The following is a 15282-nucleotide window of genomic DNA, read 5'->3' as shown; positions in this document are numbered from 1 at the left end:
AAAGTCGCTTTACCGGCAACGGCCGGGCGGCGGCGAGGGGGGCGTGGAGGCCCTGCCGCGAAGTCAGCGACCGCCGTTGCGCCGGGCTGTGGCCACCTGCTCCAGGACCCGCCGCAGGACCTGGCTGCCCTGCGGGAACACCGGCGGATCGTACGTCCAGGCGTGGCCGACCCAGGGATCGGCCAGGTGGTCGTCGGGCACCGGCGTCAGCCTCAGCAGCGCACGCCACAGCGGGTCGAGGAGCGGCCCGTACTCCTCGGCGTCCTCCCGGTCGGCGACCATCATGAGGTGGACGCCGACGGCCGGGCCCTCGTCCGCGAGGTAGCGCAGCCGGTTCACGGCGCGGTCGTCGAAACCGTGCGGGAAGTCGTTGACGATCAGGAGCTGCTCGGCGGTGTCCAGGTCCGGGGGCAGCGCGTCGGCCGCGCCGCCGCGGACCGCCATCTGGACCAGGTCGACGCGCTGGGTGAGCCTGCCGAGGACCTCGGAGACCCCGGCGGCGCCGGCGGCCGGCGGTCCCGCCAGTACACCGGACGTCACCAACGGCGCGAACGCGGACGTCGCGGCCCCTGCCGCGTCGATCACGTGCACCTGGAACTCGCCCGCCGGATAGGCCGCGAGCAGCCGGGCCGCGTGCGCGACGGCGGTGTCCACGGCGAGGCGGCGCAGTTCGGTGGAGTCGGTGGCGTGGTTGGTGAGGGCCTTGCCGCTGTCGATCCACAGGCCGCGCTCAAGGGGCAGCCGGACGAGCATCGGGATCCGCAGGTCGACGCGCTCGGGGAGGTGGAGATCGCCGACGCGCAGCGCCATCGGGATCTCCATCGGCGCGCGGTAGGCGTGCCAGACGGGGCTGCTCCACGCCGCGAACGCGAGGGGCAGGGCGGGCTCGACCACGTCGGCCTCGGCGGCGAGCTGGGTCAGGTCGCGGTCGAGGGCGGCCCTGGCCCGCTCCACGAGATCGGCGTGCCTGGCGCGGGCGCTCTCGCGCGCGGCGTCGCCCGTGCCGCCGATGCGGCCACGCGGATCGGACAGGACCTTGTCGAGCTCCTGCTCCATGCGGGAGTCGGCGAAGTCGACGGCGCTGCGGTACGCCGCCGTGGTGCGGGCCAGGTCCTCGAACATGCCCCACACCTGGTTGTAGAGCCGCTCCTCCATCGACCAGCCGGTGGCGTCCCCCGCGACGGGCTGGGCGGGCTGCCCCGGCCGGGCCGGGGGCACGGTGGGCGGAGGTGTCGGGGGCGCGGCAGGCCGGCGCCCCGGGTGGGTGTAGTCGACGGGTCCTGCGCCGTCGTCGGCGTGGGGGTGCGGCGGGGGCGAGGACGGAGCCTGGTGGCCCTGCTCGGGAACGTTCTGGCCGGGTACGGGAGCGGGCCCGCCGTGCGCCGGGGCGGCCTGCCCGTTCGCGGGGTCGGGCCGCCCGTGCGCGGGGGCCGTCGTCCGGCCCTGGGCGCCGGTGCGTACGCGGGTGTCGTCGGCCGGGCGGGGCGGCGGGGCCACCGAGCGGGCCAGGCCACGGGCCACCGCGTCGTCGATCGCCGCGGCCAGTTCGCGGGCCTCGGGCAGGCCCTGGTCGGCGAGCATCTCGGCGAGGCCGCCCGCGTACCCCTGGCCGACGGCGCGGACCTTCCAGGCGCCCTGCCGCCGGTAGAGCTCCAGGGCGACGACCGCGGATTCGGTGTCCAGGTCGGTGATGGTGTAGCTCGCGGCCTCGGTGCCGTCCAGCGTGGTGACCGCGACGAAGGGGGCGGCGAGCGCCCGGAAGGTGCCCGGTCCCCCGGCGCCGACGGGCAGGGCGAGCAGCACGCTGACCCGGTGGACGGTGTCCGGCAGGGCGCCGAGGTCCACGGCGAGGCGGTGGTCGGCCGCCGCCTGCCTGGACACTTCGAGCCCCGGCAGGACGGGCGAACCGGGGTGGGCCACCCACTCCACGCCGTGGACCTTGCCCCGCTCGTCGCCGAGCGTGGCGCCCGCCACGACCGGCTTTCCGGCCGATACACGGATCTCCAGGCGGTTTCCGGGAAGCGGGTGGTTCTGCCCCCGCACCAGCTCGGCCGTCATCGCGTTCGTTCCCCCTCGAAGGGCTCCCGCGAGCCCTCGTACTTCGTACGTACTGACGTGCTGGCATACCGGCGTGCTGACGTACCGGCGTGCTGTCAGGCGCGGCCCGCGGGCGCGCTCACAGGTGCGGCAGGATCGACGGCATCAGGTCCTGGAAGGTGCGGCCGTTGGCGGGGGTGCCGATGGCCGTCATCTGCCAGCCCGCGCCGGCCCGGTGGACCTTCGCCATGACCTGGGCGGTGTACTGGCCGCCGCCGTCCAGGGTGTAGCGGGCGAGCTCCTGACCGTTGGTCTCGTCGACCAGGCGGCAGAACGCGTTCTGCACCTCCTGGAAGGTCTGGCCGGTGAAGGAGTTCACGGTGAAGACGATCTGGTCGATGTGGACGGGGACCCGCTGGAGATCGACCAGGATCGCCTCGTCGTCGCCGCCCTTGCCGACGCCGCCCACGAGGTTGTCGCCGGTGTGGCGCACAGAGCCGTCGTCGCTGACCAGGTGACGGAAGAAGACGACGTCGATCGGCTGCTTGTCCGCGAACAGCACCGCCGAGGCGTCCAGGTCGACCTCGCGGGTGCGCGAGCCGAACAGTCCGCGGCGCGGGGCCGCCTGCCATCCCAGTCCCATGCGCACCGCGGACAGGGCGCCCCCGTCGTCCTTCTGCAGGCTGATGGCCTGACCCTTGGTCATGTTGACCGTCACGCGCTGTCCCCTCTCGTACTGCCTGGGCAACCGCCTCTTGCGGTTGCCCAGCACCCTATGCAGTGCGACCTGCGCAACCTCAATCCGGGCAGCACTTTGTGGCGGCTTTGCAACAGACCGGGCAGTACGCCGTTCCCCCCTGCCCCGAAGGGGTTTCTAGGCCTGTCCCGCCTCCCTCATCTGGCGGAGCTCCTTCTTCATCTCCGACACCTCGTCACGCAGCCGGGCGGCGATCTCGAACTGCAGGTCGGCGGCGGCCGCGCGCATGCGCTCGGTCATCTCCTCGATCTGCTCGGCCAGCTCGGCCGCGGGGCGGTCGGTGGGGACGGTCCCGGCGGCCTTCTTGCCCTTGGCCCTGGCCTTGGCGGGCGCGGCCTTGCCGGCCGCGGCCGTCTCGTGGCCGAGCGAGGGCACCGGGGCCTTGGCGCCCTTGCCCGCCTTCGGCTTGCGGTAGTCGGAGCCGAGGAGCTGTTCGGTGTCGACCTCCTCGCGCGCGATCGCCGACACGATGTCGTTGATCTTCTTGCGCAGCGGCTGCGGATCGATGCCCCGCTCCGTGTTGTACGCGATCTGCTTCTCACGGCGGCGATTGGTCTCGTCGATGGCCTTCTCCATCGCCGGGGTGATCTTGTCCGCGTACATGTGGACCTGGCCCGAGACGTTGCGCGCGGCGCGGCCGATGGTCTGGATCAGGGAGGTCCCGGAGCGCAGGAAGCCTTCCTTGTCGGCGTCGAGGATCGCCACCAGGGAGACCTCGGGCAGGTCGAGGCCCTCACGCAGGAGGTTGATGCCGACCAGGACGTCGTACTCACCGGCGCGCAGCTCGCGCAGGAGCTCGACGCGGCGCAGGGTGTCGACGTCGCTGTGCAGGTAGCGGACCTGGATGCCCAGTTCGAGGAAGTAGTCGGTGAGGTCCTCGGCCATCTTCTTGGTGAGGGTGGTGACCAGGACGCGCTCGTCCTTCTCGGTGCGCAGGCGGATCTCGTGCACCAGGTCGTCGATCTGGCCCTCGGTGGGCTTGACGACGACCTCGGGGTCGATGAGGCCGGTGGGGCGGATGATCTGTTCGACGAAGCCGTCGCCGCGCGAGAGCTCGTACTTCCCCGGGGTCGCCGAGAGGTAGACCGTCTGCCCGATGCGGCCGAGGAACTCCTCCCACTTCAGCGGGCGGTTGTCCAGGGCGGACGGGAGCCGGAAGCCGTGGTCGACGAGGGTGCGCTTGCGGGAGGCGTCGCCCTCGTACATCGCGCCGATCTGGGGGACCGTGACGTGCGACTCGTCCAGGACCAGGAGGAAGTCCTCGGGGAAGTAGTCGAGGAGGGTGTGGGGCGCGGTGCCGGGGGCGCGGTCGTCGAAGTGCATCGAGTAGTTCTCGATGCCGGAGCAGGAGCCGATCTGGCGGAGCATCTCCAGGTCGTACGTGGTGCGCATGCGCAGGCGCTGGGCCTCCAGCATCTTGCCCTGCTTCTCCAGCTCGGCGAGGCGCTCGGCGAGCTCCTTCTCGATGCCGTTGATCGCCTTCTCCATGCGCTCCGGGCCCGCGACGTAGTGCGAGGCCGGGAAGACGTACAGGTGGTCGTCGTCGCTGATGACCTCGCCGGTGAGCGGGTGGAGGGTTGAGAGCGCCTCGATCTCGTCACCGAACATCTCGATGCGGACGGCCAGCTCCTCGTAGACCGGGAAGATCTCGATGGTGTCGCCGCGGACGCGGAAGGTGCCGCGGGTGAACGCCAGGTCGTTGCGCGTGTACTGGATGTCGACGAAGCGGCGCAGGAGCTGGTCGCGGTCGATCTCCTCGCCGACCTTGAGCGGGACCATCCGGTCCACGTACTCCTGGGGGGTGCCCAGGCCGTAGATGCAGGAGACGGAGGCGACCACGATCACGTCGCGCCGGGTGAGCAGCGAGTTCGTGGCGGAGTGGCGCAGGCGCTCGACCTCCTCGTTGATCGAGGAGTCCTTCTCGATGTAGGTGTCCGACTGCGGGACGTACGCCTCGGGCTGGTAGTAGTCGTAGTACGAGACGAAGTACTCCACCGCGTTGTTCGGCAGGAGCTCGCGGAACTCGTTCGCCAGCTGGGCGGCCAGTGTTTTGTTCGGTGCCATCACCAGGGTGGGGCGCTGGAGCTTCTCGATCATCCACGCGGTGGTGGCCGACTTGCCGGTGCCGGTCGCGCCGAGGAGGACGACATCCTTCTCGCCTGCGCGAATGCGTCGCTCCAGCTCGGCGATGGCCGCCGGCTGGTCACCGCTGGGCTGGTACGGGCTGACGACCTCGAAGGGTGCCACCGTGCGTTCGATCTTGGATACGGGCCGCATGGAATCAACCGTACGACCCACCACTGACAACCGGGCGGGATCGGCCGCTCAATGGCTCTCAGCGCCTCAGCCCCGCAGCCCCTCGCCCCCGGGCGCCGGGCGGTCTCCGCCGCGGCTCACCAGTTCTGCGGGGTGCGGGAGCCGGGGCGGGTGCGGGGACGGGGGCGGCTCCGGCGGCGGGCGGGCGGTACGTGGCGGTCGCCCGAGCGGGGTACGGGGTAGGGCTGCCGGGCACGGGCGCCGTTCGCGGGGTTCCTGACGTCGGCCTGGCCGCCCGCCATCATGAGCGGGTCGAACATCACGATCACGCCCGCCAGGAGCAGGAACGCGAGCGGCCCGATCATCATGGGCGCGAGGATCTCCGCGGGCGAGTCCCCGGGCGGCGCGGCGTCCGAGCCGTGCAGATGGACGCTGAGCCCCGCCATGCCCATGTAGTGCATGCCGCTCACGGCCAGGCCCATGACGAGGCTGGCGCCGAGGCTCCACAGGAAGCCCCTGACCTGTCCGGCCGCCCAGAGCGCGGCGGTCGCGGCGACCATGGCGATCACCACGGAGGCGGCGACGGTCAGGGTGTTGTACTCCAGCGTCCCGCGAAGGCGCATACCGGCCATTCCCAGGTAGTGCATCGAGGCGACACCGAGGCCGGTGACCGTTCCGCCGGTGAAGAGGGCGGTGCCCGTCGCGCCGCGGTAGCCGACGATGAAGATGCCGATGCCCACCATGAGGATGGCGACGGCGAGGCTCGCGAAGGTCAGCGCCTTGTCGTAGTGGATCGGGGCCTCCTCCACGGTGAAGCCCATCATCGCCACGAAGTGCATCGTCCAGATGCCGGAACCGATCGCCGCCGATCCGAGCGCCAGCCAGCCGGGCCGCCAGGAGTGCGCCACGAGCAGCGATCTGGTAGTACAGCGCAGGCCGAGCGCTCCTCCCAGGCAGGCCATGAGATAGGCCACCACCGGTGTGACGACTCCGTAGCTGAACCCGTCGACCGTGCCCTGCATGCGCGGTAGCCCTTCCGCCTGTTGTGCCCAAAAGCCCTGAAAACGTTCCATGCACCCCCTGCCGGCGGCCATCTGAAAGGCCGTCTGCTGAGGCAGAGAGTAAAGCTCAGGCCGGAACCTACGAACGATTTTCCGGCAAAGAATCGCGTTCCCCACGCGCGGGGTCCTCGTCTTCGGCGACTTCGTTCAACCTGTGGCCATCCTGCACCTGTCTCCCGTTGGCCGCAGGCTGTCACTCTCGACCGGTCCGCGATCTCACGACGCGAGGAGTACCCGTGTACGCACGCGCTGTCGCCACCACCGCCGCCCTCCTCGGAGCCGCGGCGGCACTCGTCCTGCCCGCCTCGACCGCCACCGCGCAGACCCCCGCCGCGAAAGCCCCCGCGACGCAGAACCCCGCGGTACCGGGCGCCAAGGGCTACCGCACTCCCCTGGTGGTCGCGCACCGCGGCGCCTCCGCCTACGCGCCCGAGAACACGTTGGCGGCGATAGACAAGGCCCGCGACATGGGCTTCCGCTGGGTGGAGAACGACGTCCAGCGGACCAAGGACGGCGAGCTGGTGATCGTGCACGACGACACCCTGAAGCGGACCACGAACGTCGAGGAGGTCTACCCCGACCGGGCCCCGTGGAAGGTCGGCGACTTCACCGCGGCGGAGATCGCGAAGCTCGACGCGGGCAGCTGGTTCAGCCCGAAGTTCGCCGGTCAGCGCGTACCGACCCTGGAGCAGTACATGCGGCGGGTCTCGCGCAACCACCAGAGCCTGGTCTTCGAGTTCAAGAAGCCCGAGCTGTACCCCGGGATCGAGCGGCAGGGCCTGCGGATCCTGCGCAACGAGGGCTGGCTCGACCGGCAGCACGTCAGGAACAAGCTGGTCATCCAGAGCTTCAGCGCCGACAGCGTGAAGACGGTGCACGCCATGCGGCCCGATGTGAAGACCGGCTTCCTCGGCACGCCCGCGGTCGCGGAACTGCCGTCGTACGCGCGGTTCGCCGACCAGATCAACGCCTCGCACACGACCATCTCGGCCGACTACGTCTCCGCGCTCCACGCCGTGAAGGGCCCGCACGGCAAGCCTCTTGAGATCTTCACCTGGACCGTCAACGACGCCACGAGCACGGTGCGCGCTGCGGGCTTCGGCGTGGACGGGATCATCACCAACACGCCCGACGTCGTACGCAGGGCGCTGCGCAAGGGCTGACGGGCGGCTGGCGGACCCCGGCCGCGGCCGCGTTGTCAGTGGGCGGCCGTACGGTGGTCGGCATGAACGCCTCTGCGCAGGACCGGCGTGCGGCCGTGTGGGCCGTCGTCGACAGCGACATCGGCCCGCTGCTGCTCGCCGCGACCGGCGAAGGCCTGGTCACCGTGGCCTTCCACGCGACCGGGGCGGTGCGTGACAAGGTTCTGGACCGGCTCGGCTCCCGACTGGGGGCCGAGCCGGTCCACGCGCCGCACTCCCCCCTGCTCGCCGAGCCGATACGCCAGCTCGCGGAGTACTTCGCGGGCCGGCGCCGCGACTTCGAGCTGCCGCTCGACTGGTCCCTGATCTCCGGCTTCAACCGCCAGGTGCTGCGCGAGCTCGTCGCCGGGGTGCCGTACGGCTCGGTGGCGGGCTACGGCGACCTGGCCCGCCGCGTCGGCCAGCCGGGCGCGGCCCAGGCCGTGGGTCTCGCGATGGGCGCCAATCCGCTGCCGGTGGTGGTGCCCTGCCACCGCGTGGTGGAGCGCGACGGAGGCATCGGCGGCTTCGGCGGCGGCCTGAAGACCAAGCGGCAGCTGCTCGCCCTGGAGGGGGTGCTGCCGCAGCCGCTCTTCTGAAGCCGCGCCGCGGCCGGCCCCGGGGGCCCGCGACGGGCGTGAGCCCTGCCCCCAGTCCCGTGCCCCCAGTTCCCGGCCCCCGTCCCGGCCCCCCCCCGTCCCGGCCCCGTTCCCGGGCGTGTTCCCTGCGCAGGAACGCACTGGCACACTGCGTCAGTGACCTCGACCGTCGACGCCCCTGACATAGCCACGCCGGAGGCGCTGGCCGCCCTGCGCCGCCGCACGAACGCGGTGCTGATCGCCGGCCAGATACTGGGCGGCCTCGGGGTGCCGATCGGCATCACGCTGGCTCCGGTCCTCGCGACCGACGTGAGCGGGACGGAGGCGCTGTCCGGTCTCGCGCCGACCGCTTCCGTGGCAGGCACGGCCCTGCTCTCGCTGCCGCTCGCCGCGCTGATGAACGCGCGCGGACGGCGTGCCGGGCTCGTCCTCGCCTATGTGATCGGCGCACTGGGCGCGGGGCTCGTGGTGCTCGCCTCGGTCGCCGGGAGCTTCGCCCTGCTGCTGCTCGGCATGGCGGCCTTCGGCGCGGGCTCGCTCGCCACGCTGCAGGCGCGGTTCGCGGCGGCCGACCTCGTCGAGCCCGACCGGCGCGGGCGGGCCATCTCCCACGTCATCTGGGCCACCACCATCGGCTCCGTCCTCGGGCCGAACATCTCCGCGCCCGCCAGCCGTGTCTTCACCGGCACCTCCCTCTCCGAGGAGGCGGGACCCTTCCTCTTCGCCGCGGGGATCTTCGCGATGGCCGCACTGGTGGTGGCGGTCCTGCTGCGGCCCGATCCGCTGCTCACCGCCCGCGCGCTGGCCCCGCAGGAGAGCGGGTCCGCGCGGAGCCGTTCGCTGAAGGCCGGTGTCGCCGCGGTCGCGGCGTCCCCGATGGCCAGGCTCGCCCTGGTGACGGTGGCCGCCTCGCACACGGTGATGGTCTCGATCATGGTGATGACCCCGGTCGACCTGGGGCACCACGGCGCGAGCCTGCAACTGGTGGGCCTGGTCATCAGCGGCCACATCGCGGGCATGTACGCGTTCTCGCCGGTGATGGGGTGGCTCGCCGACCGGTTCGGCCGGCTCTCCGTGATCGGCCTCGCGGTGGGCCTCCTGTGCTGCGCCGCGCTGCTCGCCGGTACGGCGGGGCCCAGCCACGCCCAGACCGCCGCGGGCCTCTCCCTGCTGGGCCTCGGCTGGTCCGCGGGCCTGGTCTCCGGCTCCGCGCTGCTCACCGATTCGGTGCCGCCGCCCGCCCGGGCCGCCGTGCAGGGCCTGTCGGACCTGACGATGAACGCGGCGGCGGGCATCGGCGGCGCCGCCGCGGGCCTGATCGTGGCGCGGGCGAGCTACGGCTGGCTCAACCTCGTCGGCGTCTGCCTGCTGCTGCCGATGGCCGCGCTCGCGGTGCGCAGGGCGGTCGCGAAGGCCTGAGAGCCTGTCTTTGAACCCCCGTCTGCGCCCCGACGCCCGGCACGCGCCCTAGGCGCACGGAGCCCCAGGACAGGTGGCTCCGCCACATGACCTGGAACTCCGCACACCGATCGAACGCTTCCCCAAGCTCTCGGCTCCGCTCGAGCAGGGGAGGCCCCAATCCACCGCTGCGCCCGCGCTTCGCGCGGACGACGGGGGTTCAAAGACAGGCTCTGACACCGGGGCGGGCGGTCAGGGCAGGGTGATGTGGTATGCCTTGCGCAGCGTCTCGTGCACGGTCCAGGTGGTGCGGTCGCCCTCGCGCAGCACGGCGGCGTCGCCCGGACCGATCTCCAGGGTGTCGCCGCCCTCGACCTCGACAGTGGCGCGGCCGCTGACGACCACGAAGAGTTCGTTGGCCTCGGTGTCGGTGACCACGCCGGGCGTGATCTGCCAGATCCCGCGCAGCTGCTTGCCATCGGCGGACTCCCACAGCACCTTGCCGGTCACCACAGGGTCACCGGAGACGATCTGCTCCGCTTCGAGCGGTTCGGCCTCCAGCTCGACATCCGGAATGTGCACGGCAAAAGACGCAACAGTTTGATCATTCGTGGTCATGGCCGGTCACCCTAGCCGGGAGTCGGGCGGCGGCTCGGCGGGGGGCGGCCTCCTTCTCCACGCCCAGCCGGGGGTTTGCGGGGGCGCGCGGCCCGCCAAGGATGGACCAACAGGACCGACAGGCAGGAGGCAGGCCCGTGCTGGTGGTGTCCGACGAGGTGCAGACGGCCGTGGCGGAGCGACGCCCCGTGGTGGCCCTGGAGTCCACGATCATCGCGCACGGCCTTCCGCGCCCGCGCAACCTCCAGGTGGCCGAGGAGCTCGAAGCGGTCGTACGGGACGAGGGCGCCGTACCCGCGACGATCGCCGTCCTGGACGGGATACCCCATGTCGGCCTCGCCGAGGGGCAGTTGGCCCGGGTCGCGGACGAGGACGGCATCCGCAAGCTCGGCCACCGGGATCTGCCGCTCGCGGTCGCGACGGGCGCGAGCGGGGCGACGACGGTATCGGCCACCGCGCTGCTCGCCGCGCGTGCGGGCGTACGGGTGTTCGCCACGGGCGGGCTCGGTGGGGTGCACCGGCAGTGGACGCTGACGCAGGACGAGTCCGCCGATCTGGGGCTGCTCGCCCGCACCAGGATCACCGTGGTGTGCGCGGGCGTGAAGTCGATCCTGGATGTGGCGGCGACGCTGGAGCGCCTGGAGACGCTGGGCGTCGCGGTGGCGGGCTACGGCACCGACCGCTTTCCGGGCTTCTACCTCGCCGACTCCGGTCACCCGGTGGACTGGACGCTGCGCACGCCGGGGGAGGCCGCCGAGGTGATGCGGGCTCAGGACGGGCTGGGCGGCCCGGGATCGGCGCTGGTCGTCGCCAACCCCGTCCCCCGGGACGAGCAGCTCGATCCCGCCCTCCACGCGCGCGTGCTCGCCGAAGCGCTCGATGAGTGCGAGGAGCGGGGCATCACGGGGCAGGCGATCACGCCGTTCCTGCTGGAGCAGTTGGTGCGGCGGACCCGGGGCGCGTCCCTGGAGGCGAACCTCGCGGCGGTCCGCGGCAACGCGCGCCTCGCCGGGCGGATCGCGCGCGCTTGGGCTGCCGGGCGGTGAGGGCGGCGGACGGGGGCGGGAGTACGGGGGCGGGCGAAGGGCCGGGCGGGGTGGTGCCGCGCGAGACGGTGCCTCCCGTGGGCTCCCACGGCGGGCCGGGCGTCGGCGGACCGGGCCGGGTCTCGAGTCCGCGGGCCGGTTTCGCGGGGACGCCCACGCGCGTACGTCCGGGCGGGCTGCTGGTGGTCGGGGACGTCGTGACGGACATCGTGGCCCGGCACCGTACGGCGCTCACGCCCGCCACCGACACGGCCGCCGTCATCCGTACGGTGCCGGGCGGCGCGGGCGCAAACGTTGCCTGCTGGGCGGCGCGTTGGGGCTGTCCGGACGTACGGCTCCTCGGCCGGGTCGGCGCCGACGCGGCGGCGTGGCACGAGGCCGCGCTCACGCGCGCGGGTGTGCGTCCGCGGCTCGTCGTCGATGCCGGGGCGCCGACGGGGACGGTGATCTGCCTGGTGGACGAGGGCGCCGGGGCGGAGCGGACGTTCCTCACGGACAGCGGTGCCTCGCTGCGGCTCTCCCCCGCCGACTGGTCGCCCGAACTGCTCGACGGCGCGGCCCTGCTGCACCTGTCCGGCTACCTGTTCTTCGCCGGGCCGAGCCGGGCCGCGGCCCGTGCGGCGCTGGCGGCGGCTCGCGCGCGTGGGGTGCCGGTCACCGTGGATCCGGCGTCGGCGGGGTTCCTAGCGGAGACGGGCGCGGAGCGGTTCCTCTCGACGGTGGGCGGGGTGGCCGTGCTGCTGCCGAGCCGCGACGAGGCGGAGCTGCTGACCGGACTGTCCGACCCCTCGGACGCGGCGTCGAAGCTCAGCAGCCGCTTCCCTGCGGTGGTCGTCAAGCTGGGCGCCGAGGGGGCGTTGGTGGCGCGGGACGGCAAGGTGCTCGGCCGCACCGTCGCGGAGCCTGCGCGTGTGCGCGACTCGACGGGGGCGGGCGACGCGTTCACCGGCGCGTTCCTCGCCGCGCGGCTGAACGGGGCGGGGCTCTGCGAGGCGGCGGCGCAGGGGTGCGGGGCGGGGGCGCGGGCGGTGGAGGTGATCGGCGGCAGGCCACCGGAAGGGCCTTTGGAGGAGCCCCCTGGCGTCGCGATACCGCCGACCCGTGGCGTCGGCCCGTGAACGGGCCTCGGGCAACGGGAGCGGAGCATTCCGTTCCCACAGGTCTTGGCACGGCCTCGGGGCGTCCTGGCAGACTGGCACGTCAAGTCGTCGGTGCGAGGAGCCCATATGTCGATGGCAGGCAATCTGCGCAGGGTCGGAAGCCTGCGCAGGGTCGGCGGCCTGCGCGGGGTCGGCGGCCTCAGGAAGATGGCACGCCTGGGCAGGCGCCGTGCCCGTGTCGACCTGAGCCACCCGGCCCGCTCCCCGCTGGGCTCGTCGGTGGTGAACTGCGTGACGTACCGGGACGGCGTGCGCCGGCCGCCGGACCGCGATCTGGTCGAGTCGGTGGAGCAGGTCCGCAAGAGCGGTGACGGCTTCGTCTGGCTCGGGCTGCACGAGCCGACGGAGGAGGAGTTCGCGGACGTCGCCGACCTCTTCGGTCTGCACCCGCTCGCGGTGGAGGACGCGGTGCACGCGCACCAGCGCCCGAAGGTGGAGCGGTACGACCAGACGCTGTTCGCCGTGTTCAAGACCGTCTGCTACGTGGAACACGCCGAACTGACCGCGACCAGCGAGGTCGTGGACACCGGCGAGATCATGGTCTTCATCGGCCGGGAGTTCGTCATCACGGTCCGGCACGGTCGGCACGGCTCGCTCGGTCCGCTGCGCGAGGAGCTCGAGGCGTCCCCCGAACAGCTCGCCCAGGGACCCGCCGCGGTGCTGCACGCCATCGCGGACCAGGTCGTCGACGACTACCTCGCGGCGACCGACGCCGTGCAGTCGGACATCGACCAGGTCGAGACGGACGTGTTCGCCCCGGACGGCCAGCGGACCGACCCGGGCCGCATCTACCAGCTCAAGCGCGAACTGCTCGAACTGAAGCGGGCGGTGGTGCCGCTCGGCCGCCCGCTCCAGATCCTCGCCACCCAGCCCATGCGGCTCATCGCCCCGCAGATACAGGCGTACTTCCGGGACGTCGACGACCACCTGAAGCGGGCCACCGAACAGATCGCCGCCTTCGACGAATTGCTGAACTCGATCCTCCAGGCGCATCTCGCGCAGGTGACCGTCGCGCAGAACGAGGACATGCGGAAGATCACCGCGTGGGCGGCGGTCGTCGCGGTGCCGACGATGGTCTGCGGCATGTACGGCATGAACTTCGACCACATGCCCGAGCTGCACTGGCAGTTCGGCTATCCGCTCGTCATGTCGTTGATCGCGACAGCCTGTGTCGCCCTGTACCGCGGCTTCCGGCGGAACGGCTGGCTGTGATCCCCCCCCACCCGGCCCCCGCCCCCCCTTCCGGGGATTCGCTCTAGCCCCGGCCCCGGCCGCCCTTCGCGTAGACGCTCTCGACCCAGCCCGCGAGCTGGTCATCGGTGAGATGAGTGGCCAGGTCGGCCTCGCTGATCATGCCGACCAGCCGCTTGTTCTCGATCACCGGCAGCCGGCGGATCTGATGGTCCTGCATCTCGCGGAGTACCTCGCCCACGTCGGCGTCCGCCTCGATCCAGCGCGGGGTGCCCTTGGCCAGGTCGCCCGCGGTGATGTGGGCCGGGTCGTGTCCCATGGCCACACAGCCGACGACGATGTCGCGGTCGGTGAGGATGCCGCAGAGCCGTTCGTTCTCGTCGCTGATGGGCAGCGCGCCCACGTCAAGTTCGCGCATCAGCTGGGCGGCGCGGTCCAGCGTCTCGTGCTCGGGGATCCACTGGGCGCCCCGGTGCATGATGTCTCCGGCGGTGGTCATCACTACCTCCCGGTGCCGGGAAGTGTCCGCAGGCGGCGCGGAGGCACCGCTGGTCCCGGCGCCCCTACATTCTCCAGGCGCCCTGGTCACGGCGCATCCGCAGCCACCGCGGCCAGCACCGCCCCCCCCGCCCTCACGTCGGCAGCCCGCTCCACGCCGGGTGCCTCGGGTCGTCCGCCCGTACCACCACGTCGGCCACGGCGGCGGGGCCCACCTCGTCCTCGTACCGTTCGAAGGCGGGCAGCGTCCACCGCTCGCCCTCCGGTGTGCGCCGCCGCAGGGCGCCGGGCGAGAGCCGCACGTGCACGGTCAGGTCGAACGGGAACCAGTGGCCGAGGAGCAGCGGCCCGTGCAGCAGCAGCGTTCCGCCGGGCGCGAGCGGGACGTACGGACTGCGGGTCGCGCGGTCGGCCACCGGGTCCCAGAGATCGGGCAGCACTCGCCCCGTGCCGCCGGGGTCGAGCGGCCCGAGGACCTCGCGCCACAGCGCACCGGTGTCGAACCATCCGCCGTAGTACGTCTCCACGTCCTCGCGGCCGTACTCGAACCGCAGCGAGGCGGGCCGCAGGAAACCCTCCGTGCCGACCACGAGCGCGTCGCGCCCCCGCAGGCGCAGCGCGTCGCCCACCCGGCGCGCCAGCTCGCCGGTGCCGCCCGTGCCGCCGACCGGTGCCCCGTCGACGGCCACCCGCGGCCAGGGGCCGCCGTCGGCCCTCTTCAGGTGGAGCAGGTGGTCGGCGAGGGTGTCGGCCAGCCGTTCCCAGGTGATCGGTTCGAGTCGCACGGGCCCCATGATGCCCGGTGGTGCCCGCGGGCCGGGACGGTGGCGTATGGGCGCGCGAGGATCGCGTATGGCCTTCGCGGGCCGGTGGCAATTGACTTGTGGTGCGCGGAACCGCGCTGCAGGATCACTCGGAGCCCGGCGGGCGCCACCCGTCGTCACCGCTCACGCCCCCACGGGAGTTGCCATGATCGATGGTCCGTACTTCGTGCTCACCGTGCTCGGGGCGCTCGCCTGCGGCCTCGCCGCCGGAGTGTTCGCCGCCTTCTCGACCTTCGTCATGCCCGGCCTCGCGGCGCTGCCCCCGGCCCAGGGCATCGCCGCGATGAACCGGATCAACGTCGCCGCGGTCACCCCGGCCTTCATGACCGTGTTCCTCGGCGCGACGGGGCTCTGCGCGGTGCTCGCCGTGGTGACGTTCGTGCTCTGGCCGGACGAGGGCACCGTCGAGTTGCTGCTCGGCAGCGTGCTGTACCTCGTCGGCTCCTTCGGGGTGACGGTGGTGGCGAACATTCCGCGCAACGACGCCCTCGCCAAGGTCGACCCGGAGAGCGCGGAGGGCGCCGCGTACTGGCGTTCGTACGTACGTCAGTGGACGGCCTGGAACCACGTCCGGGGTGTCGCCGCACTCGCCGCGACGGCCTCGTTCATCCTCGGCCTGACCTGAGCGGGCCCCGCGGCCGGTGGTCGCGGTCAGC

Annotated in this window: 14 protein-coding genes; 7 read left to right on the top strand and 7 right to left on the bottom strand. The window is 72.5% G+C overall.

Annotation, left to right across the window (positions count from 1 at the left end; translation table 11 throughout):
* Positions 1–63: 63 nt before the first annotated feature.
* From ACFVYR_RS34140 to ACFVYR_RS34125, 4 genes are all read right to left on the bottom strand, one after another.
* Positions 64–2058 carry a TerD family protein gene (locus ACFVYR_RS34140; RefSeq protein ID WP_384258667.1) on the bottom strand — a complete coding sequence of 665 codons (1995 nt, stop codon included), beginning with the start codon at positions 2056–2058 and terminating at the stop codon, positions 64–66.
* A gap of 118 nt (positions 2059–2176) precedes the next feature.
* A complete protein-coding gene (locus ACFVYR_RS34135; RefSeq protein WP_384258664.1) occupies positions 2177–2755 on the bottom strand; it encodes a TerD family protein in 579 nt (192 codons plus the stop codon).
* A 156-nt stretch (positions 2756–2911) separates the two neighbouring features.
* On the bottom strand, positions 2912–5071 hold the full coding sequence (gene uvrB / locus ACFVYR_RS34130) for an excinuclease ABC subunit UvrB (RefSeq protein WP_384258662.1): 2160 nt from the start codon (positions 5069–5071) through the stop codon (positions 2912–2914).
* Between the two features lie 116 nt (positions 5072–5187).
* Positions 5188–6072 carry an MHYT domain-containing protein gene (locus ACFVYR_RS34125; RefSeq protein ID WP_384258660.1) on the bottom strand — a complete coding sequence of 295 codons (885 nt, stop codon included), beginning with the start codon at positions 6070–6072 and terminating at the stop codon, positions 5188–5190.
* A 275-nt stretch (positions 6073–6347) separates the two neighbouring features.
* Between ACFVYR_RS34125 and ACFVYR_RS34120 the strand changes: the two genes are divergently transcribed.
* The 3 genes from ACFVYR_RS34120 (at position 6348) to ACFVYR_RS34110 (ending at position 9310) form a co-directional block, all read left to right on the top strand.
* The gene (locus ACFVYR_RS34120) at positions 6348–7274 is read left to right on the top strand and encodes a glycerophosphodiester phosphodiesterase (RefSeq protein WP_384258658.1); all 927 of its coding nucleotides are present in this window, start codon (positions 6348–6350) and stop codon (positions 7272–7274) included.
* A gap of 62 nt (positions 7275–7336) precedes the next feature.
* Positions 7337–7891: a methylated-DNA--[protein]-cysteine S-methyltransferase gene (locus tag ACFVYR_RS34115; protein WP_384258656.1), complete on the top strand. Its 555-nt coding sequence runs from the start codon at positions 7337–7339 to the stop codon at positions 7889–7891.
* Between the two features lie 156 nt (positions 7892–8047).
* On the top strand, positions 8048–9310 hold the full coding sequence (locus ACFVYR_RS34110) for an MFS transporter (protein ID WP_384258653.1): 1263 nt from the start codon (positions 8048–8050) through the stop codon (positions 9308–9310).
* Positions 9311–9541: 231 nt separating this feature from the next.
* On the opposite strand, the gene ACFVYR_RS34105 is transcribed toward ACFVYR_RS34110, so the two are convergent.
* Positions 9542–9907 (bottom strand): cupin domain-containing protein, encoded by a 366-nt coding sequence (locus ACFVYR_RS34105; protein WP_384258651.1) that lies wholly within the window; start codon positions 9905–9907, stop codon positions 9542–9544.
* 137 nt (positions 9908–10044) lie between these two features.
* Here ACFVYR_RS34105 and ACFVYR_RS34100 point away from each other — a divergent pair, with 137 nt between their 5' ends.
* The 3 genes from ACFVYR_RS34100 (at position 10045) to corA (ending at position 13325) form a co-directional block, all read left to right on the top strand.
* Entirely contained in the window at positions 10045–10953 is a 909-nt protein-coding gene (locus ACFVYR_RS34100; RefSeq protein WP_384258649.1) for a pseudouridine-5'-phosphate glycosidase, read from the top strand.
* A gap of 77 nt (positions 10954–11030) precedes the next feature.
* Entirely contained in the window at positions 11031–12071 is a 1041-nt protein-coding gene (locus ACFVYR_RS34095; protein ID WP_384258647.1) for a carbohydrate kinase family protein, read from the top strand.
* 108 nt (positions 12072–12179) lie between these two features.
* A complete protein-coding gene (corA, locus tag ACFVYR_RS34090) occupies positions 12180–13325 on the top strand; it encodes a magnesium/cobalt transporter CorA (protein ID WP_384258645.1) in 1146 nt (381 codons plus the stop codon).
* A gap of 43 nt (positions 13326–13368) precedes the next feature.
* Here the strand turns inward: corA and ACFVYR_RS34085 are convergent, their stop codons facing one another.
* Both ACFVYR_RS34085 and ACFVYR_RS34080 read right to left on the bottom strand, forming a co-directional pair.
* Positions 13369–13803: a CBS domain-containing protein gene (locus ACFVYR_RS34085; protein ID WP_384258643.1), complete on the bottom strand. Its 435-nt coding sequence runs from the start codon at positions 13801–13803 to the stop codon at positions 13369–13371.
* Positions 13804–13936: 133 nt separating this feature from the next.
* Positions 13937–14596 carry a uridine kinase gene (locus tag ACFVYR_RS34080; RefSeq protein WP_384258641.1) on the bottom strand — a complete coding sequence of 220 codons (660 nt, stop codon included), beginning with the start codon at positions 14594–14596 and terminating at the stop codon, positions 13937–13939.
* Between the two features lie 175 nt (positions 14597–14771).
* Here ACFVYR_RS34080 and ACFVYR_RS34075 point away from each other — a divergent pair, with 175 nt between their 5' ends.
* Positions 14772–15251 (top strand): DUF1772 domain-containing protein, encoded by a 480-nt coding sequence (locus tag ACFVYR_RS34075; RefSeq protein WP_384258639.1) that lies wholly within the window; start codon positions 14772–14774, stop codon positions 15249–15251.
* The last annotated feature ends 31 nt before the right edge of the window (positions 15252–15282 follow it).

This window comes from Streptomyces sp. NPDC058284, from assembly GCF_042881135.1.
In the GTDB taxonomy this organism is placed as follows: domain Bacteria; phylum Actinomycetota; class Actinomycetes; order Streptomycetales; family Streptomycetaceae; genus Streptomyces.
The sequence above is the reverse complement of the archived record's forward strand: the minus strand, read 5'-3'. Positions and strand labels throughout refer to the sequence as shown.

Coding starts and splice junctions, on each gene's coding strand:
- ACFVYR_RS34140 (WP_384258667.1), bottom strand. CDS start 2,058: ATGACGGCCGAGCTGGTGCGGGGGCAGAACCACCCGCTTCCCGGAAAC.
- uvrB (WP_384258662.1), bottom strand. CDS start 5,071: ATGCGGCCCGTATCCAAGATCGAACGCACGGTGGCACCCTTCGAGGTC.
- ACFVYR_RS34125 (WP_384258660.1), bottom strand. CDS start 6,072: ATGCAGGGCACGGTCGACGGGTTCAGCTACGGAGTCGTCACACCGGTG.
- ACFVYR_RS34115 (WP_384258656.1), top strand. CDS start 7,337: ATGAACGCCTCTGCGCAGGACCGGCGTGCGGCCGTGTGGGCCGTCGTC.
- ACFVYR_RS34105 (WP_384258651.1), bottom strand. CDS start 9,907: ATGACCACGAATGATCAAACTGTTGCGTCTTTTGCCGTGCACATTCCG.
- corA (WP_384258645.1), top strand. CDS start 12,180: ATGTCGATGGCAGGCAATCTGCGCAGGGTCGGAAGCCTGCGCAGGGTC.
- ACFVYR_RS34085 (WP_384258643.1), bottom strand. CDS start 13,803: ATGACCACCGCCGGAGACATCATGCACCGGGGCGCCCAGTGGATCCCC.
- ACFVYR_RS34080 (WP_384258641.1), bottom strand. CDS start 14,596: ATGGGGCCCGTGCGACTCGAACCGATCACCTGGGAACGGCTGGCCGAC.
- ACFVYR_RS34075 (WP_384258639.1), top strand. CDS start 14,772: ATGATCGATGGTCCGTACTTCGTGCTCACCGTGCTCGGGGCGCTCGCC.